The organism is Demequina mangrovi, assembly GCF_000759715.1.
GTDB classification, from domain to species: domain Bacteria; phylum Actinomycetota; class Actinomycetes; order Actinomycetales; family Demequinaceae; genus Demequina; species Demequina mangrovi.
Map to the genome: position 1 here is coordinate 72,261 of NZ_BBLU01000002.1, position 21,415 is coordinate 93,675.

A 21,415-nucleotide genomic window follows, 5' to 3' on the forward strand; every position below is an offset into this window, starting at 1 on the left:
CCTCGGCGCGAGGGTCGGCGCGCACTCGGCGCCAGAGTGATGCGCGCGGGTGCAGGAGCATTCTACGGCCGATGCCCCCTATCGGCCCACACCGTGCCGTCGCGGCGCGCCGTCGGAGCCGGACTCCGCGGAGCAGCTCGCGCTGCTCGCCAGCTCGTGGGGATCGGAGCAGGCCTCGCTCGCCGACGCGGAGACCGTCACCGAGCGCTGACGCGCCTCACCGCAGGTCCGCGTACGCGAGCCTCCGCAGCAGGTCGCCCAGCGCCAGCTGCTCCTTCCCCGTGAGCGGCGCATGCGTCTCGCGCTGCGCCCCCGCGATCGCCTCGCGCGCCCGCGCGAACAGCCCCTGGCCCTCCGTTGTGGCGACGACGATGCGGGCACGCCGGTCGGACGGGTCCAGCCGGCGCTTCACCAGCCCGCACGCCTCGAGCTCGTCGACCAGGGAGACCACCTGGCTCGGGTCCAACCGCAGCCGCTCGGCCAGATCGCGCTGGGACGGACCGACCTCCGCGGCGAGCGCGAGCACCGAGTAGGACCTCACCTTGAGCCCGAGCTCGCGGAGCGCGGTGTTGCCCGCTGCCGCCGAAAGCGCGCTCGCCCGCGCGAGCAGGAAGCTCGTGTCCGCATCGAGGGTCGGCGAGACCCGCACCGAGGCATCGTCGTCGGGGGCCATGCCGCCATCCTGCCATGAGACATGAGAAATTCAATCATTGACATTCTCAACGACCGATGCTGTGCTGAGTCCTGAACAAAGGAGTTCTGCGATGTCCTCACAGCTTGCCCCGCTCGCCGGCCGCGCCGCGATCGTCACCGGCTCCGGCCGCGGCCTCGGCCTCGCGTACGCCCTCGAGCTCGCCCGCCAGGGCGCCTCCGTGGTGGTGAACGACGTCGACGCAGCCGCCGCACAGGACGCGGTCGCCGCGATCGAGAGCGCGGGAGGCACGGCCGTCGCCGTGGTCGCCCCCGTGGGGCCGACCTCCACGGCCGACGCCCTCGTCGCCGCGGCGGTCGACAGCTTCGGGCGGCTCGACATCCTGGTGACGAACGCGGGCGTGCTGCGCGACACCGTGCTGTGGAAGATGTCCGACGACGACTTCGACACGGTGATCTCCGTGCACCTCAGGGGGACGTTCACGTGCGTGCGCGCCGCCGCCACGTACTTCAGGGAGAACGGCGTGCCCGGGCGCATCGTCTGCATCGGCTCCCCCACCGGACAGCGCGGCAACTTCGGCCAGACCAACTACGCCGCCGCCAAGGCGGGGATCGTCGGCATGGTGCGCACGTGGGCGATGGAGCTCAAGCGCGCCGGCGTCTCCGTCAACGCGGTGATCCCCGTCGCCGCCACCGCGATGACCGCGACGGTCCCGTACTTCGCCGCCGCGGTCGAGGCCGATGCGGCGGGCGAGCCGATGCCGGAGTTCTTCCGCCACGATCTCGGCTTCGGCACGTCGGACGACGTCGCGGGACTGGTCGCCTACCTGGCCTCGGACGCCGCCGCCGACATCACCGGGCAGGCGCTCGGCATCGGCGGGGACCGCATCCAGGTGTGGTCGCATCCCGAGCCCGTCGCGACCGCGTACCGCGACGGCGGATGGAGCTTCGAGGCGCTCGCCGCCGACCTCCCGGGGCTGCTCGACGGGAACCTCCAGTCGGTGGGCGAACGCTTCCCGGCGCTTCCTGAGTCGCTGGTGCGGCCGGCGCCCACCGCCTGAGCGCCACCATGACCCGCTACGAGCCCGCGATCGATCTCGATGCGATCGAGGCGATCGACGTCCACGTCCACATCGAGGTCGACGGTCACGGGCACACCTCCCTGCCGCCCGACCTGGTCGAGGCCGCCTCGCGGTACTTCCGCACCGACGGGCCGCGCCCCGAGCTCGAGGCGATCGCGACGTACTACCGCGAGCGCCGCATGGCCGCCGTGGTCTTCACCGTCGACGCCGAGACGCAGCTGGGCCACCCCACGCTCGACAGCGCCGCGATCGCGTCGCAGGCCGCCGACCACGCCGACGTCCTCATCCCGTTCGGCTCGGTGGACCCGCATCGTCCCGACGCCGTGGACCGGGTGCGGAGCCTCGCGCAGGACCACGGCGTCCGCGGCTTCAAGCTGCACCCGACCGTCCAGGGCTTCGACCCCTCGGACGAGCGCTGGTATCCGCTCTACGCCGCCATCCAGGACGCGGGCGTGCCCGCCCTGTTCCACACCGGGCAGACGGGGATCGGGGCCGGCCTTCCCGGCGGACGCGGGCTGCGGCTCGGACTCTCGAACCCGATGCTGCTCGACGGCGTCGCCGCGGACTTCCCCGACCTCGACATCGTGATGGCGCACCCGAGCGTGCCGTGGCAGGACGAGGCCCTCGCGGTGGCGACCCACAAGCACCGCACCTGGATCGACCTTTCCGGGTGGGGTCCGAAGTACTTCCCCGAGCAGTTGGTCCGCGCCGCGAACTCGTATCTCAAGGACCGCATCCTGTTCGGCACGGACTTCCCCCTGCTCACCCCGGATCGCTGGCTCGCGGACATCGGCCAGACGGCGCTCAAGCCCGAGCGCCTGCCCGCGATCCTCAAGGACAACGCCGTCCGTCTCCTGCGCCTCGGCTGATCACGCTGCCGCCCCGCCGCATCGTCCCCCACCGCTCACACCTACGAAGGGTTCCGCTCATGACCACCACCGTCCCCTACACCGAGGTCCCGTCGCTCGTGGGCCGCGACCTCGGTTGGTCCGACTGGCTCGAGGTCACCCAGGATCGCGTGAACGTGTTCGCCGATGCGGTGGACGACCACCAGTGGATCCACGTCGACGCGGAGAGGGCACGCGCGGAGAGCCCGTTCGGCGGACCCATCGCGCACGGCTTCCTGTCGCTGTCGCTCACCACCAAGTTCTGGACCGAGCTGCTCGAGGTCGACGGCGTGACGACCAAGGTCAACTATGGGTTGGACAAGGTGCGCTTCATCTCCCCCGTTCAGGTGGGCGCACGGGTCCGGATGAACGCGGTTATCGCGGAGGTGGCCGAGATCCGCGGCGGCTACCAGCTCACGGTCGACCAGACCATCGAGATCGAGGGCGGCACCAAGCCCGCGGTCGCGGCGCGGGGGCTCTACCGCTTCTACGCCTGAACGACGGCAACACCCCACCCCCCATTGCATCAGCGAGGATGACATGAAGAACCAGGGGCTCGGCGACTGGATCGCACGACGACGCATCAAGTCCGAAGGCGACACGGCGCTCATCTGGCCGGGCGGCAGCTACACCTACGACGAGTTCGCGGACAGGGTGGCGCGGCTCACGCAGGCCCTCGCCGACCGCGGGCTCGCCAAGCGCGACCGGCTCGTGTATCTGGGCAACAACACCCCGGACTTCCTCACCACGTTCTTCGCGTGCGGCGCGCTGGGCGCGGTCTTCGTGCCGCTCAACACCCGCCTCGCGCCGCGCGAGCTCGAGTACATGATCGAGGACTCGGGCGCGGTGTTCCTGGTGACCCACGAGTCGGTCCGCTCGCTTGCGCGGGCGGCCGCGTGGTCGAGCGGGATCCGCAAGCGCCTGGTGGTCGACGGCGAGGCGGACCTGCCGGCCGTGGAGAGCCTCGACGAGGTCGTCGCGGCGACGGAGCCGTGGACGCTCGACGTCGAGGTCACGCTGGAGGACCCTGCGATGATCCTCTACACGTCCGGCACCACCGGACGCCCCAAGGGCGCGGTCCTCACCCACGGCAACCTCACCTGGAACGTCATCAACGCGATCGTCGACTACGACGTCACGCGGGACGAGGTCGCGATGATGATGTCGCCGATGTTCCACGTCGCGGCGCTCAGCATGGGCGCGCTGCCCACGCTGCTCAAGGGCGGCGCGGTGGTGCTCCACGAGCGCTTCGACGGGGGCGACGTGCTGCGCGCGGTCGCCGAGCACGGCATCACCAGCCTCTCGGGCGTCCCGACCACCTTCCAGTTCCTCTCGGAGCACCCCGACTGGGAGTCGACCGATCTGTCGAGCATCCGCAAGCTCACGTGCGGCGGCTCGGCGATGCCGGCGCGCGTGGTCGAGGCGTACGAGGCGCGCGGGCTCGCGTTCTCGAGCGGCTACGGGATGACCGAGGCCTCCCCCGGCGCGACGTCCCTCCCGGTGACCAAGACACGGGACCACGTGGGCACGTCCGGCCTCGCGCACTTCTTCACCGACGTGCGCATCGTCGGCCCCGAGGGCGATGTGCTGCCGCCCGGCGAGGCGGGCGAGATCCAGATCAGCGGCCCGAACGTCATCCGCGAGTACTGGCGTCGCCCCGAGGCGACGGCCGAGGCGCGCGACGGCGAGTGGCTGCGCACCGGCGACGTCGGCCGGCTCGACGAGGACGGCTACCTCACCGTCACCGACCGCCTCAAGGACATGATCATCTCGGGCGGCGAGAACGTGTACCCCGCCGAGATCGAGCAGCTGGTGATGGAGATGCCCGAGGTGCGGTCGGTCGCCGTCATCGGCGTGCCCGACGAGCGCTGGGGCGAGGTGCCGCTCGCGGTCGTCGCGCTCCACGAGGGCGCCGAGGTCACGCCGGAGGACATCCTGAGCCACGTGCGCGGCCGGGTCGCGAAGTACAAGCTCCCGCGCGCGGCGATCCTGGTGGACGACCTCCCCCGCACCGCGAGCGGCAAGGTCCGCAAGATCGAGCTGCGCGCGCAGTTCCCGGCGCTGCCGGACGATGCCCGCGCGCCGTCCGGGACCGCGGCGGGCGACGCGCGCTGAGCGACGCCGGGTACAGAGAGGTCTCCCCGCGCATCGGCGGCCCGCAGCCCGCAAGATGGCAGGTATGACATCGACTCACGGTGAGGCCCCCGCGGCCGGTCGCAGGGAGATCCTGCTCGTCATGGTCGGCCTCATGACCGCCATGCTGCTGTCCGCGCTCGATCAGACCATCTTCTCGACGGCGCTTCCCACGATCGTCGGCGAGCTCGACGGCGTCGACCACATGCTGTGGGTGACCACCGCGTACATCCTCGCCGCGACGATCATGATGCCGGTGTACGGCAAGGTGGGCGACCTCATCGGCCGCAAGTCGCTGTTCATCGGCGCGATCACCGTGTTCATCGTCGGGTCGGTGGTCGGCGCGCTCGCGACCGGCATGACGGAGCTCATCGTCGGGCGCGCGATCCAGGGCCTCGGCGGCGGCGGGCTCATGATCCTGTCGCAGGCGGTCATCGCGGACATCGTGCCCGCCCGCGAGCGTGCCAAGTACATGGGGCTCATGGGAGCCGCGTTCGCCGTGTCCTCGGTGATCGGGCCGCTGCTGGGCGGCTGGTTCACCGACGGGCCGGGCTGGCAGTGGTGCCTGTGGATCAACGTGCCGCTCGGCGCCGTCGCGATCGGGTCCGTGATGTTCTTCCTGCACCCCAGCCCGCAGGAACGCGGGCGCCCGACGCTGGATGTCGCCGGCATGGTGCTGCTGGCCGTCGCCGCATCGTCCCTGGTGATGTTCACGTCGTGGGGCGGCGGGCACTACGAGTGGACCGATCCGCTCATCATCAGCCTCATCGCGCTGACGGTGGTGGCCGGCATCGTGTTCGTGGCTGTCGAGCGGCGCGCGAAGGAGCCGGTGATGCCGCTCATGCTCTTCAGCCGCCGGAACTTCAACCTCACCACCGCCGCGGGCCTGCTGATCGGCATCGCGATGTTCGGCACCCTCGCCTACATGCCCACCTACCTGCAGATGGTGGGCCAGGTGGGCGCCACGGAGGCCGGGCTCCTGATGATCCCGATGATGGGCGCGATGCTGCCCACGTCGATCATCGTGGGCAACACGGTGTCGCGCACGGGGCGGTACAAGCGCTACCCCATCATGGGCGCCGCCATCGTGACCCTCGGGCTGTACCTGCTGTCCACGATGACGCCCGAGCGCGGGCTCTGGCTCACCTGCGTCTACCTCGCGGTCTTCGGCATGGGGCTGGGCATGATGATGCAGACGCTCGTGCTGATCGTGCAGAACACCTTCCCCCTCACGATGGTGGGCACGGCGACCGCGGCCAACAACTTCTTCCGGCAGATCGGCGCCTCCCTCGGGGCCGCGGTGGTCGGGTCGATCTTCACCAACAACCTCATCGACCTGCTCACGGAGCGCATCCCGCCCGACGTGGCGGCGGGTGGCATCGAGGGCGCCAACAGCATCACGCCGGAGATCGTGGGCACCCTCCCCCAGGCGGCGCAGGACGTCATCATCGGCTCGTACAACGACGCGCTCACGCCGGTGTTCCTGTCGATCGTGCCGCTCACGCTCGTCGCGCTCGTGCTGCTCGTCTTCGTCAAGGAGGAGCCGCTGCGGACCTCACAACGCGAGGACGCGGTGCCCGAGTCCTTCGAGGTCGACGGCGGCTCGGGCGCGTACCTGGAGCGTCACGACGACGATGAGGTCGGCGAGGAGGCCGGGACGGCGCGGCCGTGACGCGAGCCGCGCGCCCAGCCTGCTCCTACGCCGAGCGCGTCGACGAGTCCCGCACCACCAGCTCGGGCGCGTAGACCACATGCCTGGGCGCCTCGGTGTCCGGGCGGGACGCCTCGGCGAGGAGCAGCTCGACCGCGGTGGCGCCGATGAGCTCGCGTGGCTGACGCACCGAGGAGATCGGCACCACCGCAGACGCCGCGAAGGAGATGTCGTCGTAGCCGACCAGCGCGACCTCGTCCGGCACCCGGATCGGGTCGGGCCCGAAGAGCAGCGCGCGCTCCACACCGATCGCGAGGAGGTCGTTCGCGGCGACGATGCCGTCGACGCCGGTCTCCCTGATGAGCGGACGCAGCGCCTCGCCCACGCGACGGCCCTCGTCAAGGGACATCTCGTCGGTGCCGAGCAGCTGGATGGTCGCGGAGCCGTGCTCGGCGACGGCAGCGGACGCGCCCTGGAATCGGTCGGCGACCTGTCCGATGCGCAGCGGGCCGCCGACGAAGGCCAGCCTCCTGCATCCGCGCTCGAGCAGGTGACGCGCGGCGAGGCGCCCGCCCTCGACATCGTCCACGGAGACCGAGGCGAAGCGCGCCTGATCGGCGCCGCGATCCACGAGGACCACCGGGATGCCGTGCCGACGCAGCTCCTCGAGGCGCCCGTAGTCGCCGTCGACCGGCGAGATCAGGACCCCGCTCACGCGCTGCCGCTCGAACACGTCGAGGTGTCCCGCCTCCCGCTCGGCCGACTCGTCGGAGTTGGCGAGCAGCACGGTGAGGCCCTCCTCCGCGGCCCGCTTCTCGGCGCCGCGCGCGACATCCGTGAAGAAGGGGTTGCCGACGTCGAGCACCAGCAGAGCGAGGCTCTGGCTGCGGCCGGCGCGCAGCTGGCGCGCCGCATCGTTGGGGACGTACCCGAGCGCGTCGATCGCGGCCCTGACCCGCGCGACCGTCTCCGGCTTCACCTGCTCGGGACGGTTGAGGACGTTCGAGACGGTCCCGACAGACACCCCGGCTCGCGCCGCCACCTCGCGCACGCTCACGGCCATGACCTGCCTCCTCGCTCGAATCCTGGCGCCAGGATACTGAAACCTTCCAACCCGGCCCGAAACCAGCGCCGTACGCCGCGTCGCACCGCCAGGGCCCAAGGTCCCTGAGGCCGTGATCGTTACGGGTTCGTGACATGTCCGCGTTGACAGCCCTCCGCCCTCACACTACTTTCGCAAGGGTATGAATCGTTTCACAACGAGGTGGAACGACGACGGACGGATAGGTCGACGATGACAGCTCCCCCAGCCGCCACCCCGGCGGCCCCCGCGCTCGTGCTGGACGGCGTGGCGAAGTCCTTCGGCCCCGTGGTCGCGCTGCGGTCGGGCAGCCTCACGCTCCGGCCGGGCTCGATCCACGCGCTCATCGGCGAGAACGGCGCCGGCAAGTCCACGCTCGTCAAGATCATCGCGGGCCTGTACCAGCGCGACGCCGGCACGTTCGAGTACCTGGGCGAGCCGGTGGACTTCGGGACCACCGCGGAGTCCAAGGGCGCCGGCATCGCGGTGATCTACCAGGAGCCGACGCTGTTCCCCGACCTCAGCGTGACCGAGAACGTGTTCATGGGCCGCCAGCCCACGCTCTCGCTCGGGCGCATCGACAAGCGGGCCATGCGGGCAGAGGTGGTCGCGCTGTTCGAGCAGCTCGGCGTCCACGTCGACCCCGACCGTCCCACGCGAGGCCTGTCGATCGCGGACCAGCAGCTGGTCGAGATCGCCAAGGCGATGTCGCTCGACGCGAAGGTCCTCGTCATGGACGAGCCGACCGCGGCCCTCTCGGGCGTCGAGGTCGAGCGCCTCTTCGGCGTCGCGCGGGCGCTGCGCGACGAGGGCCGCGCGCTGCTGTTCATCTCTCACCGCTTCGACGAGGTCTTCGACCTGTGCGACACCGTCACGGTCATGCGCGACGGCGAGTACATCTCGACCAGTGCGATCGCGGACACGACCGTCGACCGGCTGGTGCGGGAGATGGTGGGACGCGACGTCACCGACCTGTTCCCCAAGACCGTCGCACCGGTGGGCGACGTGCTGCTCGAGGTCGAGGGCCTCACGCGCACCGGCGTGTTCCATGACGTCAGCTTCGAGGTGCGGGCGGGCGAGATCGTCGCGCTCGCCGGGCTCGTGGGCGCGGGGCGCTCGGAGATCGCCCGCGCCGCCTTCGGCGTGGATCCGTACGATGCCGGCACCGTCACGGTCGCGGGCCGCCGCCTCGCCGGCGGCGACCCCGCCGCGGCGATGCGCCAGGGGCTCGCGCTCATCCCCGAGGACCGCCGCCGCCAGGGCGCCGTGCTCGACTCCGGGATCGCGCGCAACGTGACCCTCACCATCCGCGACCGCCTCACCCGTGCGGGCGTGCTCACCAGCGCGGCCGAGAACGCCTCGGCCCGCGAGTGGGCCGCGCGCTTCGAGGTCCGCGCCCCATCGCTCGACACGCTCGCCGGCACGCTGTCCGGAGGCAACCAGCAGAAGGTGGTCATCGCGAAGTGGCTCGCGACCGAGCCGCGCGTGCTCATCGTCGACGAGCCCACGCGCGGCATCGACGTCGGCACCAAGTCCGAGGTCCACCGCCTGCTGTCGGACCTCGCGGGACAGGGACTCGCGATCCTCATGATCTCCTCCGAGCTGCCCGAGGTGCTCGGCATGGCCGACCGTGTCCTCGTGGTCCACGAGGGTCGGATCACCGCGAACCTCACGCGCGAGGAGGCCACCCCCGAGGCGGTCATGTACGCCGCCACCCACGACGTGGAGGTCGCCCGATGACGCTCACCGATGCGCCGGACCGCGCCGCCACGTCGAGCCTCGGGGCTCGCGCGCTCGCGCTCGTCAAGCAGCGCGAGGTGGGCGTGCTGGCGGCCTTCATCCTCGTCGTCGCCGTCACGACGGCGAAGAACCCGAACTTCCTCTTCTCCAACGACGGCTTCCGCGATCTCCTCGTCACCCCATCGCTGCTCATGCTCATCGCGGTGGGCCAGGCCATGGTGATCATCACGCGCAACGTCGACCTGTCGGTCGGCTCGGTGATGGGCCTCACCGCGTACCTGGTCGGCACGGTCTTCGTCGACATGCCGTGGCTCCCCTGGCCCCTGGTCTTCCTCATCGGCCTCGCCTTCGGGGGCCTGCTGGGGCTGATCAACGGCGCGATCGTGGCCTTCGCCAAGGTGCCGAGCCTCGTGGTGACGCTGGGCACGCTGTACGCGTTCCGCGGCATCAACGTCATGTGGACGGGATCCGACCGCATCAACGCCTCGGACATGCCGCGCGACTTCCTCGACCTGGGCACCAGCGCGATCTGGCGGATCCCGATCATCACGATCATCGCCCTCGTGGTCCTGGCGGCGGCGGGCTGGTACATGACCACGCAGCGCGGCGGTCGCGAGTTCTACGCGATGGGCTCCGACCCCGACGCCGCGACCCTCTACGGCCTCAACGTCCGCCGTCGCCTCATCACGGCCTTCGTCGTCTCCGGCGCGCTCGCCGGGCTCGCCGGCGTGCTGTACGCGGCCCGCTACGGGACCGTGAACTCGCAGGTGGGATCGGGCTACGAGCTTCAGGCCGTCGGCGCCGCGGTCATCGGCGGAGTCGCGATCTTCGGCGGCAGCGGCACCGTCTTCGGGGCCGCGATCGGCGCCTTCCTGCTCATGACCATCAACCGGTCCCTCCCTGTGCTCGGGGTGCAGGACTTCTGGCAGCAGGCCGTGGTGGGCGCGCTCATCATCGGTGCGATCGTGCTCGACAGCCTGGCTGCGAGACGACAGGAACGCACCCTCGCCAAGGAGAGGGAGCGCAGCCATGGCTAGCACCACGCTCACCCCGACCACCTCGCGGACCTACCGCGACTTCCAGCGCCCCCGTTGGCAGCGGATGCTGCTCACGCGGGAGATGGCGGTGGTCGCCGCGCTCATCGGCGTGATCGCCTTCGCCAGCGTCGCGGTCGACAACTTCGCCTCGTCGATCACCTACACGTACCTGTTCCTCGACGTCGCGGCGATCCTGCTCATCGCGCTGCCGATGACCCTGGTCATCGTCACCGGAGAGATCGATCTGTCCGTCGCGAGCGTCGTCGGCCTGTCGTCGGTGCTCACCGGCACGCTCTACCAGGCCGGCCTTCCCTTCGCGGTCGCCGCGCTGCTCGCGATCGCCGCGGGAGCCGTGGCCGGAGCGATCAACGGCTTCCTCGTGACCGTGGTCGGACTGCCGTCTCTCGCGGTCACCATCGGTACGCTCGCGCTCTTCCGCGGGCTCGCCGTCGGTCTCCTGGGCACCACCGCGATCACGGACTTCCCCGACTCGTGGCGGGATCTCGTGACTAACAAGATCCCCGGTACGCCGGTCCCCGCCATCATCGTGCTCGTCGTGGTCCTCGCGATCGTCTTCGGGTGGCTGCTGCACTTCACCCCGTTCGGGCGCGGGATCTTCGCGATCGGCCAGTCGAAGGAGGCGGCGCACTTCTCGGGCGTCCGCGTCGGCCGCACCAAGCTGATCCTGTTCATCCTCAGCGGCACCGTGGCCGCGCTGGCCGGCATCTACTACACGCTCCGGTACGGGAGCGCGCGAGGCGACAACGCGACGGGCCTCGAGCTCAGCGTCGTCGCCGCGGTGCTCCTCGGCGGGGTGAGCATCTTCGGCGGCCGCGGCGCCCTGCACGGCCCCATCGCCGGCGCCCTGCTCATCGGCGCCATGGCGAGCGCGCTGCGTCTCGCCAGCGTCACCTCCGACGTCATCAACGTCATCACCGGCACCCTGCTGATCCTGTCGGTGGTGTCGCCGAGCCTTCTCGCCTGGGCGCAGTCACGCCGCGCCCGGAGACGAGGGAAGAAAGAGGGCGAGGACCCCGCGTCAGCGGATCCGCGCCCGGCACAGGCCGCCGATGCCACCGTGGCGCGACGGTCCACCATGGGAGAGGAAGAACAATGAAGTTCCCGATCACGAAGTCGCGCGGCGGCGCGGCGGCGCTCGTCGCCGCGGTCGCGCTGGTCCTCGCCGGCTGTTCCTCCGGGGACTCCGGCAGCGAGTCCTCCGAGAGCGCGGGCGGTGGCGGCGGCGACTCGATGAGCGATGCCAACCTCGCCATCACGTTCCTGCCCAAGAACCTGGGCAACGCCTACTTCGACACCTCGAACTCGGTCGGCGGCGCGTCCGCGATCGAGGAGTTCGGCGGCACGTACGAGGAGGTGGGTCCCGCGGAGGCGACCCCGGACTCGCAGGTCTCGTTCATCAACACCGCGACCCAGCAGGGCGTGGGTGCGCTCGTCGTGTCCGCCAACGACCCGGCGGCGATCTGCGACGCGCTCAACGAGGCCCGCGACGCCGGCGTCAAGGTGGTCACCTACGACTCCGACACCAACGCCGAGTGCCGTGACATCTTCATCAACCAGGCCACCGCGGAGGGCATCGCGCAGGTGCAGGTCGACATGATCGCCGAGCAGATCGGCGACGCCGGTCAGATCGCGATCCTGTCCGCCTCGGCCAACGCGACCAACCAGAACGCGTGGATCGAGATGATGGAGGAGATCCTCGCGGCCGACCACCCGGACATCGAGCTGGTCGAGACGGTCTACGGCGACGACGACGACCAGACTTCGTTCGACAAGACCGCCGCCCTGCTGCAGACCTACCCCGACCTCAAGGGCATCATCTCGCCCACGACGGTCGGCATCTCGGCGGCCGCACGCTACCTGTCGACCTCGGACGCCAAGGGCGAGGTCGCGATCACCGGGCTCGGCACGCCCAACCAGATGCGCGAGTACGTCGAGGACGGCACCGTCACCGAGTTCGCGCTGTGGAACCCCGCGGACCTGGGCTACCTCGCGGCGTACGCCGCCAAGGCCCTCATCGAGGGCGAGATCACCGGCGCGGAGGGCGACACCTTCGAGGCCGGCGAGCTCGGCTCGTACGAGGTCGGCGCCGACGGCACCGTCCTGCTCGGCGAGCCCTACCGCTTCAACGCGGACAACATCGGCGACTTCGACTTCTAGGAGCCGTCACCCGGAGCCCGGTCCGAATGCGCACGATGCATCGGGCCGGGCTCCGCCCTTCCGGGCGGACTTGACCGGCGCATCGTCCACCCGTATGGTTTGAATCGTTTCAACGCCCGCCTCGGAGCGATCGGTCGACGTCGACCCTCGACACCCCGGGGCCCATCTCGAAGGAGAGACCCATGGCCTTCAGCAGCCACGTCGCAAGCCGCCTCGAGGAGCAGGCCATCGAGCTCCCCTCGTGGGCCTTCGGCAACTCGGGCACGCGCTTCCGCGTGTTCGGCACCCCCGGCACCCCGCGCGACCCGTTCGAGAAGATCGCGGACGCCGCCCAGGTCCACAAGTTCACGGGTCTCGCCCCGTCGGTCGCCCTGCACATCCCGTGGGACAAGGTCGACGACTACGCGGAGCTCCGCAAGCATGCGGAGGCCCACGGGGTCGCGCTCGGCACCATCAACTCGAACACCTTCCAGGACGAGGACTACAAGCTCGGGTCGCTCGCCCACCGCGACGACCGCATCCGCCGCAAGGCGATCGACCACCACCTCGAGTGCATCGACATCATGGACGAGACGGGCTCGCGCGACCTCAAGATCTGGCTCGCGGACGGCACCAACTACGCCGGCCAGGACGACATGCGCGGCCGCCAGGACCGGATGGCCGAGTCGCTCCAGGAGATCTACGCGCGGATCGGCGAGCAGCAGCGCCTGGTGCTCGAGTACAAGATCTTCGAGCCGGCGTTCTATCACATGGACGTGCCGGACTGGGGTACGTCGTACGCCCAGGTGGCGGCCCTCGGCGAGCGCGCGACCGTGTGCCTCGACACCGGCCACCATGCGCCCAGCACCAACATCGAGTTCATCGTGATGCAGCTCCTGCGCCTGGGCAAGCTCGGATCCTTCGACTTCAACTCGCGCAACTACGCGGACGACGACCTCATCGTCGGCGCCGCGGACCCGTTCCAGCTGTTCCGGATCATCGTCGAGGTGATCCGTGGCGGCGGCTACGGCAAGGACGGCGACACGGCGTTCATGCTCGACCAGTGCCACAACATCGAGGACAAGATCCCCGGGCAGATCCGCAGCGTGCTCAACGTCCAGGAGATGACGGCACGGGCGCTGCTGCTCGACCGTGAGGCGCTGACGTCGGCACAGGTCGAGGGCGACGTCCTCACCGCGAACGGGATCTTCATGGACGCCTTCTACACGGACGTCCGCGCCGACCTCGCGGAGTACCGCGTCGAGCGCGGCCTCCCCGCCGACCCGATGGCGGCCTTCGCCGACTCGGGCTACCTCGCCGCGATCGCCGAGGAGCGCGTCGGCGGCGTCCAGGCGGGCTGGGGCGCCTGAGCCATGCCCCGGGTGTGCTTCACCCTCCAGGTGGATCCCGACCGCCTCGAGGAGTACGTCGACGCGCACCGCGCGGTCTGGCCCGAGATGCTCGAGGCCATCCGCGACGCCGGGCGCAGGAGCTACTCGCTGTTCCTGCGCCCGGACGGGCTGCTCGTCGGCTGCTACGAGACGGACGACGACGAGGCGTCCGCCGCGGCCCTGGCCGCCGACCCACGCACCGCGCGCTGGGAGGAGACCATGGCGCCCTTCTTCGTATCGCTCGAGGGCGAGCGCGCCGACCAGGGAGCACCGCAGCTCCCCGAGATCTTCAACCTCGCCGACCAGCTCGCCGCTCAGGGCCTGCAGCCCTGAGCCTCAGAACCTCCGCCGGGCACCCGCCACGGCTCCCCTTCTTCCCCGGAAAGGACCTGTCCCCATGACCAATCCCACCGCCGCGGAGCTCATCGCTCGCTCCAACCGCCTCGGCTCCGACCCCCGGAACACCAACTACGCCGGCGGCAACACGTCCGCCAAGGGCACCGACCTCGACCCCGCCACCGGCGAGCAGGTCGAGCTCGTGTGGGTCAAGGGCTCCGGCGGCGATCTCGGAACGCTGGGCACCAACGGCCTAGCCGTGCTCCGCCTCGACCGCCTCAAGGGCCTGGTCGACACCTACCCCGGCGTCGAGCGCGAGGACGAGATAGTCGCCGCCTTCGACTACTGCCTCCACGGCCGCGGCGGCGCCGCGCCGTCGATCGACACCGCGATGCACGGCCTCGTGGACGCCGCGCACGTCGACCACCTCCACCCCGACGCCGGCATCGCGATCGCGACCGCCGTCGACGGCGAGGAGCTGACGCGCACCATCTTCGGCGACACCGTCGTGTGGGTGCCGTGGCGCCGCCCCGGCTTCCAGCTGGGCCTCGACATCGCGGAGATCAAGGAGGCCAACCCGCAGGCGATCGGCTGCATCCTGGGCGGCCACGGGATCACCGCGTGGGGCGACACCTCCGACGAGTGCGAGGCGCGCTCGCTCGAGATCATCGACACGGCGGCGCGCTACATCGCCGAGCACGGCAAGGACGCCCCGTTCGGGGCGCCGCTCGAGGGCTTCGCCGCGCTCGAGGACGATGCGCGGCGCGCGAAGGCGATCGCGCTCGCCCCGGTGATCCGCGGCCTGGCCTCGTACGACCGTCCGATGGTCGGCCACTTCACCGACGACCCGGTGGTGCTCGACTTCCTGGCCTCCGCCGAGCACCCGCGCCTCGCCGCGCTGGGCACCTCCTGCCCCGACCACTTCCTGCGCACCAAGGTCAAGCCGATGGTGCTCGACCTCCCGGCCGATGCGCCGGTCGAGGACGCGATCGCGCGCCTCCACGAGCTCCACGAGGCATACCGCGCCGATTACCAGGCGTACTACGACGCCCATGCAACCGCGGACTCCCCCGCGATCCGCGGCGCGGACCCCGCCATCGTCCTGGTGCCCGGCGTCGGCATGTTCTCCTTCGGCCCGAACAAGCAGACCGCCCGCGTCGCCGGCGAGTTCTACATCAACGCCATCAACGTGATGCGCGGCGCCGAGTCGCTGTCGACCTACACACCGATCTCCGACGCCGAGAAGTTCAACATCGAGTACTGGGCTCTCGAGGAGGCCAAGCTCCAGCGGATGCCCAAGCCGAAGTCGCACGCCACGCGCGTCGCCTTCGTCACCGGCGCCGCGTCCGGCATCGGCAAGGCCATCGCCACCCGTCTCGCGGCCGAGGGCGCGTGCGTGGTCATCGCGGACCTCGACCTCGAGAAGGCGCAGGCCGCCGCCGCCGAGCTCGGCACCACGGACGTCGCGATCGGCGTCGCGGCGAACGTCGCCGACCCGGAGGCCGTCGCGGCCGCCATGGGTGAGGCGGTGCTGGCGTTCGGAGGCGTCGACCTCATCGTCAACAACGCCGGGCTGTCCCTGTCGAAGCCCCTGCTCGAGACCACCGAGAAGGACTGGGACCTGCAGCACGACGTCATGGCCAAGGGGTCCTTCCTGGTCTCGCAGGCCGCGGCGCGCGTGATGATCGCGCAGGGCATGGGCGGCGACGTGGTCTACATCGCGTCGAAGAACTCGGTGTTCGCGGGCCCGAACAACATCGCCTACTCCGCCACCAAGGCGGATCAGGCCCACCAGGTGCGCCTGCTCGCGGTCGAGCTGGGCGAGCACGGCATCAAGGTCAACGGGATCAACCCCGACGGCGTGGTGCGCGGCTCCGGCATCTTCGCCGGCGGCTGGGGCGCTAACCGCGCCAAGACCTACGGAATCGAGGAGGAAGAGTTGGGCAAGTTCTACGCTCAGCGCACGATCCTGAAGCGCGAGGTGCTCCCCGAGCACGTCGCGAACGCCACGGCCATGATCACCGGCCCCGACATGTCGCACACCACCGGGCTGCACGTGCCCGTGGACGCAGGTGTCGCGGCGGCCTTCCTCCGGTGAGCGCGGCGGTCGCCGCGGTCGACCTGGGCGCGACCTCGGGTCGCGTCATGGTCGGGCAGGTCGGTCCCGACACGCTGGAGGTGCGCCAGATGGCCCGCTTCCCCAACGGGCCGGTGAGCACGCCCGACGGGCTCCACTGGAACCTCCAGCAGCTGTACGCGCACGTCCTCGACGGGCTGGGCGCGGCGGCGCGATGGGACGAGGGGATCCGGTCGATCGGAATCGACTCATGGGCCGTGGACTACGGCCTGCTCCGCGGCGACCGCGTCCTCGGCGAGCCGTTCCATTACCGGGACGAGCGCACCGCGCACGGCGTCGAGCTGGTCCACGCCGATGAGCCGTTCTCCCTGCTGTATGCGCGCAACGGGCTGCAGTTCCTGCCGTTCAACACGCTCTATCAGCTCGCGGTCGAACGCGAGTCCGGCATGCTCGGCGTCGCCGACCGGCTGCTGCTGGTGCCGGACCTCATGGCGTACTACCTCACCGGCGCGACCGTGGCGGAGGCGACCAACGCCTCGACCACGGGCCTGCTCGACGTGGCGACCAAGGAGTGGGACGGCGAGCTCATGGACCGTCTAAGCCTGCCCCGCGGCCTGTTCCCGAGCATCGTCCAGCCGGGCGAGCGGATCGGCACGGTCCTGGCGTCGGTCGCCGACGTCACCGGCCTCTCCGCGGACACCCCGGTGGTCGCGGTGGGCTCGCACGACACGGCCTCCGCGGTGGTCGCGACGCCCATGACCGAGCCCGGCGGCGCCTACATCAGCTGCGGCACGTGGGGTCTCGTGGGCGTCGAGACCGAGGCGCCGGTGCTGAGCGACGCGGCGCGCGAGGCGAACTTCACCAACGAGGGCGGCGTCGACGGCCGGACCCGGTTCCTTCACAACGTCATGGGGCTCTGGCTGCTGTCGGAGACCATCCGGACGTGGGAGCGCGACGGCGAGAAGGTCGAGCTCCAGCGCCTGCTCGAGGAGGCCGCCGCGACCACGGCGCCGGTCGATATCTTCGACGCGAACGATGCGGTCTTCAGCCCTCCCGGCGACATGCCCGCCCGCATCGCGACCTGGCTCGGCGAGCGCGGCCTCCGCATCCCCGGGACGCGCGGCGAGATGGCGCGCTGCATCATCGAGAGCCTCGCCCAGGCCTTCGCCGACGCCGTCCACCAGGCCGGCTCGCTGTCGGGCCAGGACGTCCGCCGCATCCACATCACCGGCGGCGGCTCGCTCAACGAGCTGCTGTGCCAGCGCACGGCCGACCGTGCCGGGATGACCGTCCTCGCCGGCCCCGTCGAGGCGACAGCGATCGGCAACGTCCTGATCCAGGGCCGCGCGCTCGGCGCGGTCTCCGGCTCGCTCGAGTCGCTGCGCGACCTGGTCGCGCGTACGTTCAACCCACGAGAGTTCACCCCGAAGGGACTGCACCGATGAAGATGGAGCGCCGGATACCCCGGCCGGCGGACCTCGCGCCGCTCATGCGCTTCAAGCCTCTCGAGCTCGACGGCCGCAAGCGGCGGCTCGCGAAGGCCCACACCATCGCGGACCTGCGCGCGATCGCGAAGCGACGCACCCCCCAGGGCGCGTTCGACTACACCGACGGCGCCGCCGAGGAGGAGCTGTCGCTCGCCCGCGCGCGCCGTGCGTTCCGTGAGATCGAGTTCCACCCCGCGATCCTGCGCGACGTGTCGCGGGTCGACACGTCGGTGGAGATCTTCGGCGGGCGGTCGGCGATGCCCTTCGGCATCGCCCCCACCGGCTTCACCCGCATGATGCAGGCCGAGGGCGAGCGCGCCGGCTCGTCGGCGGCGGGCGCCGCGGGCATCCCGTTCTCGCTGTCGACGCTCGGCACCACCTCCCCCGAGGGCGTGCGCGAGGCCAACCCCGACGGCCGCAACTGGTTCCAGCTGTACATGCAGAAGGACCGCGACAAGTCGATGCAGCTGATGCAGCGCGCGGCGGACGCGGGCTTCGACACGCTGCTGGTGACCGTCGACGTGCCGGCCGCCGGCGCACGGCTCAGGGACTCGTACAACGGTTTCACCATCCCGCCGCAGCTCACACCGCGCACCGTGCTGAACGCGATCCCCCGGCCCGAATGGTGGTGGAACTTCCTCACCACCGAGCCGCTCACGTTCGCGTCGCTGTCGGAGTGGGACGGGACCGTCGGCGAGCTGCTCGACAGCCTCTTCGACCCCACCGTCGACTTCGACGACCTCGAGTGGATCCGCGACCAGTGGCCCGGCAAGGTCGCGGTCAAGGGCATCCAGACGCTCGACGACGCGAAAGCGGTGGTCGACCGCGGCGTCGACGGCATCGTGCTGTCCAACCACGGCGGCCGCCAGCTCGACCGCGCCCCCATCCCCTTCCGCCTGCTGCCCTCGGTGTCCGCCGAGCTCAAGGGGAAGACCGAGATCGTGGTCGACACGGGCATCATGGCCGGCGCCGACATCGTCGCCGCGCTCGCGTGCGGCGCGGACTTCACGCTCGTGGGCCGCGCGTACCTCTACGGGCTCATGGCGGGCGGACGCGAGGGCGTGGACCGGGCGATCGAGATCCTCTCGAAGGAGATCGTGCGAACCATGAAGCTGCTGGGCGTCTCGAGCGTCGCGGAGCTGAACCCCGGCCATGTGACGCAGCTCCAGCGGATGGCGCCGGTCGCGGCGCCGGTGCGCGCCACCTCGTCCCTGTCCGAGCGCTCACGCTGACCACGGCGCCGTCGCCCCGAGACCCGGGACCTTCGGCGCGCGCGCCGCTCCGTCGACGTGTGGTTGAATCGTTTCATTCCAAAAGGGAGAGGCGCGCCACAGGGGTCGCGCCACCGACGACAGGAGGACCCTCGTGGCCACCACCGACCACCCGAAGCCCACTCTCGACGAGATCATCGAGCAGATCGGCGAGTGCGGCGCCCGCATCTGCGAGATCGACGCGTCCGAGGCCGGCGCCGGCAACATCTCGGTCTACATGGGCTGGGACGTCGAGGTGCGCCGCCACTTCCCCAACGCCGAGGAGATCACCCTCCCCGTGCCCGCCCCGGCCCTCGCCGGCGGCACGGTCCTCGCCACCGGCTCGGGCCGTCGCCTGCGTCAGATCGAGCAGGAGCCCCTCGCCGCGATCGGCGCCGTCAAGATTCACGCGGACGGCCTCACCGGCACGCTCTACACGTCCAACACGCGCAAGTTCGCGAAGCTCACCTCGGAGTTCAACTCGCATCTCGCGGTGCACCAGGACCAGGTCGAGCGTCGCGGCGTCGACTTCCAGGCCGTGGTGCACGCGCAGCCGCCGCACCTCACCTACCTCTCGCACATCCCCGCGTACCGCGACACCGCGCGCATGAACGCCGCGATCCTGCGCTGGGAGCCGGAGAGCATCGTCTCGCTGTCGCAGGGCATCGCGGTGCTGCCCTTCTACATCCCCGGCTCCGAGCAGATGGGCACGGCCAACGTCGAGGGCCTGCGCGACTTCGAGATCACGCTGTGGTCCAAGCACGGCACCATGTCGCGCTCGGACGTCTCGGTCTACCGCGCGGTGGACCGCGTCGAGTACGCCGAGACGGGCGCGAAGTACGAGTACATGGACATCGTGGCCGGCGGCCGCGCCGAGGGGCTCACCAAGCAGGAGATCTCGGACGTCGCCACGACGTTCGACATCGACTCCCCCTGGCTCGGCTGACCTTCGGAGTCACCCGGCGCGCCGCAGGTCAACTGGGCGCCTCAGCAGCGAGATCACGGTCGATCCAACTGCTGAGGCGCCCAGTTGCCCGTGGTCGCCGATCGGCGCGGGCCGCATCGGGTGATGAACCGCGCCCCCGGACGACCGAAGGGCCCCGGGCTGCAGCACCCGGGGCCCTGCTCAGACGATGCTCAGACGGTCACGCCGAGCAGCGAGCGGTAAAGGGTCTCGAACTGCGCGACCGAGGTCTCGCGCGGGTTGCCTCCCGCGCAGACGTCGTCGAACGCGGCCTGCGCGAGCGCGGGGATGTCCACGTCCTTGGCGCCGATCTCGTCGATGGTGAGCGGGTTGCCCAGGTCGCGGGTGAGCTGCGCCACGGCCTCCACGGCGGCCGAGCGCGCGTCCTCGAGCGGCATGCCGTACGCGTTCTCGACACCGAAGGCGGCGGCGATGTCGCGGTACTTCTCCCCCGTCTCCGGGGCGTTGAACGCCATGACCGGCGCGAGCAGGATGCCGTTCGCGACGCCGTGCGGCGCGGAGTAGAACGCGCCCAGCGGGTGGGCCATCGCGTGCACGATGCCGAGGCCGACGTTCGAGTAGCCCATGCCCGCGATGTACTGCGCGAGCGCCATGCGCTCCATCGCCTCGCCGTCGCCGTCCGCGGCCGCCCGCAGCGAGGCCGCGATCACCTGGATGGCCTTGAGGTGGAAGAGGTCGGACAGCTCCCAGGCGCCCTGCGTGGTGTAGCCCTCGATCGCGTGCGTGAGCGCGTCCAGCCCCGTGGCGACCTTGAGCGAGCGGGGCGCGGTCGCCATCATGTCGGCGTCCACGACCGCGAGGATCGGGATGTCGTGGGGATCCACGCACACGAACTTGCGGTTCCGCTCGACGTCGGTGATGACGTAGTTGATGGTCGTCTCGGACGCGGTGCCGGCGGTGGTGGGCACCGCGATGATCGGGATCGACGGGTTCTTGGTCGGCGCGACGCCCTCGAGCGAGCGCACGTCGGCGAACTCGGGGTTGGCGACGATGATGCCGATCGCCTTGCAGGTGTCCTGCGGCGAGCCGCCGCCGACGGCGATGAGCACGTCCGCGCCCGCCTCCTGGAACGCCGCGACGCCCGCCTGCACGTTCTCGATCGGCGGGTTGGGCAGCACATCGCTGTAGACCTCGTACGGGAACCCGGCCGCGTCCAGCAGTCCGGTGACCTTGGCGGTCACACCGGTCTCGAAGAGGACCTTGTCGGAGACCACGAACGCCTTGCTGAAGCCTCGCGCCTCAAGCTCCCCGGGGATCACCTCGATCGACCCCGCGCCGAAGTACGCGGTCTGGTTCCAGATCATCCGATGTGCCACGTTGCACCTCCTCGTGCGAGCCCGCGCGCGGCGCGTCACCGCTGTTGACGCAGACCTCTGCCTTGCACAGTTCCACCGTCATGCCGCGCACACGCGGGGCCTTGGTCCCGCCGGTGCCATGCCAGCGTCGAGAGGACATGCAAGCCCTCCCGGC

The 21,415-nt window shown here is 70.7% G+C and carries 19 protein-coding genes; 16 read left to right on the forward strand and 3 right to left on the reverse strand.

Annotated elements, in window-relative coordinates; all coding sequences use genetic code 11:
• The first annotated feature begins 49 nt into the window (after window positions 1-49).
• The gene (locus tag TR42_RS14945; RefSeq protein WP_161786609.1) at window positions 50-211 is read left to right on the forward strand and encodes a hypothetical protein; all 162 of its coding nucleotides are present in this window, start codon (window positions 50-52) and stop codon (window positions 209-211) included.
• A gap of 6 nt (window positions 212-217) precedes the next feature.
• Here TR42_RS14945 and TR42_RS15390 read toward each other — a convergent pair whose 3' ends face one another.
• Window positions 218-673 (reverse strand): MarR family winged helix-turn-helix transcriptional regulator, encoded by a 456-nt coding sequence (locus TR42_RS15390; protein ID WP_042212623.1) that lies wholly within the window; start codon window positions 671-673, stop codon window positions 218-220.
• 91 nt (window positions 674-764) lie between these two features.
• Between TR42_RS15390 and TR42_RS02170 the strand changes: the two genes are divergently transcribed.
• From TR42_RS02170 to TR42_RS02190, 5 genes are all read left to right on the forward strand, one after another.
• On the forward strand, window positions 765-1,712 hold the full coding sequence (locus tag TR42_RS02170) for an SDR family oxidoreductase (protein WP_042212625.1): 948 nt from the start codon (window positions 765-767) through the stop codon (window positions 1,710-1,712).
• An 8-nt stretch (window positions 1,713-1,720) separates the two neighbouring features.
• Window positions 1,721-2,602, forward strand: a complete 882-nt coding sequence (locus TR42_RS02175) for an amidohydrolase family protein (RefSeq protein WP_143058868.1) — start codon at window positions 1,721-1,723, stop codon at window positions 2,600-2,602.
• Window positions 2,603-2,661: 59 nt separating this feature from the next.
• A complete protein-coding gene (locus TR42_RS02180) occupies window positions 2,662-3,117 on the forward strand; it encodes a MaoC family dehydratase (RefSeq protein WP_042212627.1) in 456 nt (151 codons plus the stop codon).
• A gap of 43 nt (window positions 3,118-3,160) precedes the next feature.
• Window positions 3,161-4,735 (forward strand): acyl-CoA synthetase, encoded by a 1,575-nt coding sequence (locus TR42_RS02185; protein WP_042212629.1) that lies wholly within the window; start codon window positions 3,161-3,163, stop codon window positions 4,733-4,735.
• Between the two features lie 64 nt (window positions 4,736-4,799).
• Window positions 4,800-6,425: an MDR family MFS transporter gene (locus tag TR42_RS02190; RefSeq protein WP_074789100.1), complete on the forward strand. Its 1,626-nt coding sequence runs from the start codon at window positions 4,800-4,802 to the stop codon at window positions 6,423-6,425.
• Window positions 6,426-6,450: 25 nt separating this feature from the next.
• Here the strand turns inward: TR42_RS02190 and TR42_RS02195 are convergent, their stop codons facing one another.
• Window positions 6,451-7,467: a LacI family DNA-binding transcriptional regulator gene (locus TR42_RS02195; protein WP_042212631.1), complete on the reverse strand. Its 1,017-nt coding sequence runs from the start codon at window positions 7,465-7,467 to the stop codon at window positions 6,451-6,453.
• A gap of 231 nt (window positions 7,468-7,698) precedes the next feature.
• Between TR42_RS02195 and TR42_RS02200 the strand changes: the two genes are divergently transcribed.
• From TR42_RS02200 to TR42_RS02245, 10 genes are all read left to right on the forward strand, one after another.
• Window positions 7,699-9,225 (forward strand): sugar ABC transporter ATP-binding protein, encoded by a 1,527-nt coding sequence (locus TR42_RS02200; protein WP_042212633.1) that lies wholly within the window; start codon window positions 7,699-7,701, stop codon window positions 9,223-9,225.
• Window positions 9,222-10,262 (forward strand): ABC transporter permease, encoded by a 1,041-nt coding sequence (locus TR42_RS02205; RefSeq protein WP_042212635.1) that lies wholly within the window; start codon window positions 9,222-9,224, stop codon window positions 10,260-10,262. Before TR42_RS02200 ends, TR42_RS02205 begins: the two co-directional genes overlap by 4 nt.
• Window positions 10,255-11,379, forward strand: coding sequence for an ABC transporter permease (locus tag TR42_RS02210; RefSeq protein WP_042212638.1), 1,125 nt, complete (start codon window positions 10,255-10,257; stop codon window positions 11,377-11,379). Before TR42_RS02205 ends, TR42_RS02210 begins: the two co-directional genes overlap by 8 nt.
• The gene (rhaS, locus tag TR42_RS02215) at window positions 11,376-12,440 is read left to right on the forward strand and encodes a rhamnose ABC transporter substrate-binding protein (RefSeq protein WP_042212640.1); all 1,065 of its coding nucleotides are present in this window, start codon (window positions 11,376-11,378) and stop codon (window positions 12,438-12,440) included. Before TR42_RS02210 ends, rhaS begins: the two co-directional genes overlap by 4 nt.
• 182 nt (window positions 12,441-12,622) lie before the next feature.
• Window positions 12,623-13,789: an L-rhamnose isomerase gene (gene rhaI, locus TR42_RS02220; RefSeq protein WP_042212642.1), complete on the forward strand. Its 1,167-nt coding sequence runs from the start codon at window positions 12,623-12,625 to the stop codon at window positions 13,787-13,789.
• 3 nt (window positions 13,790-13,792) lie between these two features.
• Window positions 13,793-14,143 carry an L-rhamnose mutarotase gene (locus TR42_RS02225; RefSeq protein ID WP_042212643.1) on the forward strand — a complete coding sequence of 117 codons (351 nt, stop codon included), beginning with the start codon at window positions 13,793-13,795 and terminating at the stop codon, window positions 14,141-14,143.
• 64 nt (window positions 14,144-14,207) lie between these two features.
• A complete protein-coding gene (locus tag TR42_RS02230) occupies window positions 14,208-16,244 on the forward strand; it encodes a bifunctional rhamnulose-1-phosphate aldolase/short-chain dehydrogenase (RefSeq protein WP_042212645.1) in 2,037 nt (678 codons plus the stop codon).
• Window positions 16,241-17,668 (forward strand): rhamnulokinase, encoded by a 1,428-nt coding sequence (locus tag TR42_RS02235; protein ID WP_042212647.1) that lies wholly within the window; start codon window positions 16,241-16,243, stop codon window positions 17,666-17,668. The genes TR42_RS02230 and TR42_RS02235 overlap by 4 nt, the downstream gene beginning before the upstream one ends.
• A gap of 2 nt (window positions 17,669-17,670) precedes the next feature.
• On the forward strand, window positions 17,671-18,942 hold the full coding sequence (locus TR42_RS02240) for an alpha-hydroxy acid oxidase (RefSeq protein WP_042212650.1): 1,272 nt from the start codon (window positions 17,671-17,673) through the stop codon (window positions 18,940-18,942).
• Between the two features lie 133 nt (window positions 18,943-19,075).
• Complete coding sequence (locus TR42_RS02245) at window positions 19,076-19,906, forward strand: class II aldolase/adducin family protein (protein ID WP_042212651.1); 831 nt, start codon at window positions 19,076-19,078, stop codon at window positions 19,904-19,906.
• A 191-nt stretch (window positions 19,907-20,097) separates the two neighbouring features.
• On the opposite strand, the gene fucO is transcribed toward TR42_RS02245, so the two are convergent.
• On the reverse strand, window positions 20,098-21,261 hold the full coding sequence (gene fucO, locus TR42_RS02250) for a lactaldehyde reductase (RefSeq protein WP_042212654.1): 1,164 nt from the start codon (window positions 21,259-21,261) through the stop codon (window positions 20,098-20,100).
• Window positions 21,262-21,415: the final 154 nt, after the last annotated feature.

Excerpts from the sequence above, each read along its gene's own strand:
- TR42_RS02180 (WP_042212627.1), top strand. The coding sequence starts at position 2,662 with ATGACCACCACCGTCCCCTACACCGAGGTCCCGTCGCTCGTGGGCCGC.
- TR42_RS02205 (WP_042212635.1), top strand. The coding sequence starts at position 9,222 with ATGACGCTCACCGATGCGCCGGACCGCGCCGCCACGTCGAGCCTCGGG.
- TR42_RS02195 (WP_042212631.1), bottom strand. The coding sequence starts at position 7,467 with ATGGCCGTGAGCGTGCGCGAGGTGGCGGCGCGAGCCGGGGTGTCTGTC.
- TR42_RS02200 (WP_042212633.1), top strand. The coding sequence starts at position 7,699 with ATGACAGCTCCCCCAGCCGCCACCCCGGCGGCCCCCGCGCTCGTGCTG.
- TR42_RS02230 (WP_042212645.1), top strand. The coding sequence starts at position 14,208 with ATGACCAATCCCACCGCCGCGGAGCTCATCGCTCGCTCCAACCGCCTC.
- TR42_RS15390 (WP_042212623.1), bottom strand. The coding sequence starts at position 673 with ATGGCCCCCGACGACGATGCCTCGGTGCGGGTCTCGCCGACCCTCGAT.
- TR42_RS02190 (WP_074789100.1), top strand. The coding sequence starts at position 4,800 with ATGACATCGACTCACGGTGAGGCCCCCGCGGCCGGTCGCAGGGAGATC.
- rhaI (WP_042212642.1), top strand. The coding sequence starts at position 12,623 with ATGGCCTTCAGCAGCCACGTCGCAAGCCGCCTCGAGGAGCAGGCCATC.
- TR42_RS02240 (WP_042212650.1), top strand. The coding sequence starts at position 17,671 with ATGGAGCGCCGGATACCCCGGCCGGCGGACCTCGCGCCGCTCATGCGC.
- rhaS (WP_042212640.1), top strand. The coding sequence starts at position 11,376 with ATGAAGTTCCCGATCACGAAGTCGCGCGGCGGCGCGGCGGCGCTCGTC.
- TR42_RS02185 (WP_042212629.1), top strand. The coding sequence starts at position 3,161 with ATGAAGAACCAGGGGCTCGGCGACTGGATCGCACGACGACGCATCAAG.
- TR42_RS02170 (WP_042212625.1), top strand. The coding sequence starts at position 765 with ATGTCCTCACAGCTTGCCCCGCTCGCCGGCCGCGCCGCGATCGTCACC.
- TR42_RS02225 (WP_042212643.1), top strand. The coding sequence starts at position 13,793 with ATGCCCCGGGTGTGCTTCACCCTCCAGGTGGATCCCGACCGCCTCGAG.
- TR42_RS02210 (WP_042212638.1), top strand. The coding sequence starts at position 10,255 with ATGGCTAGCACCACGCTCACCCCGACCACCTCGCGGACCTACCGCGAC.
- TR42_RS02175 (WP_143058868.1), top strand. The coding sequence starts at position 1,721 with ATGACCCGCTACGAGCCCGCGATCGATCTCGATGCGATCGAGGCGATC.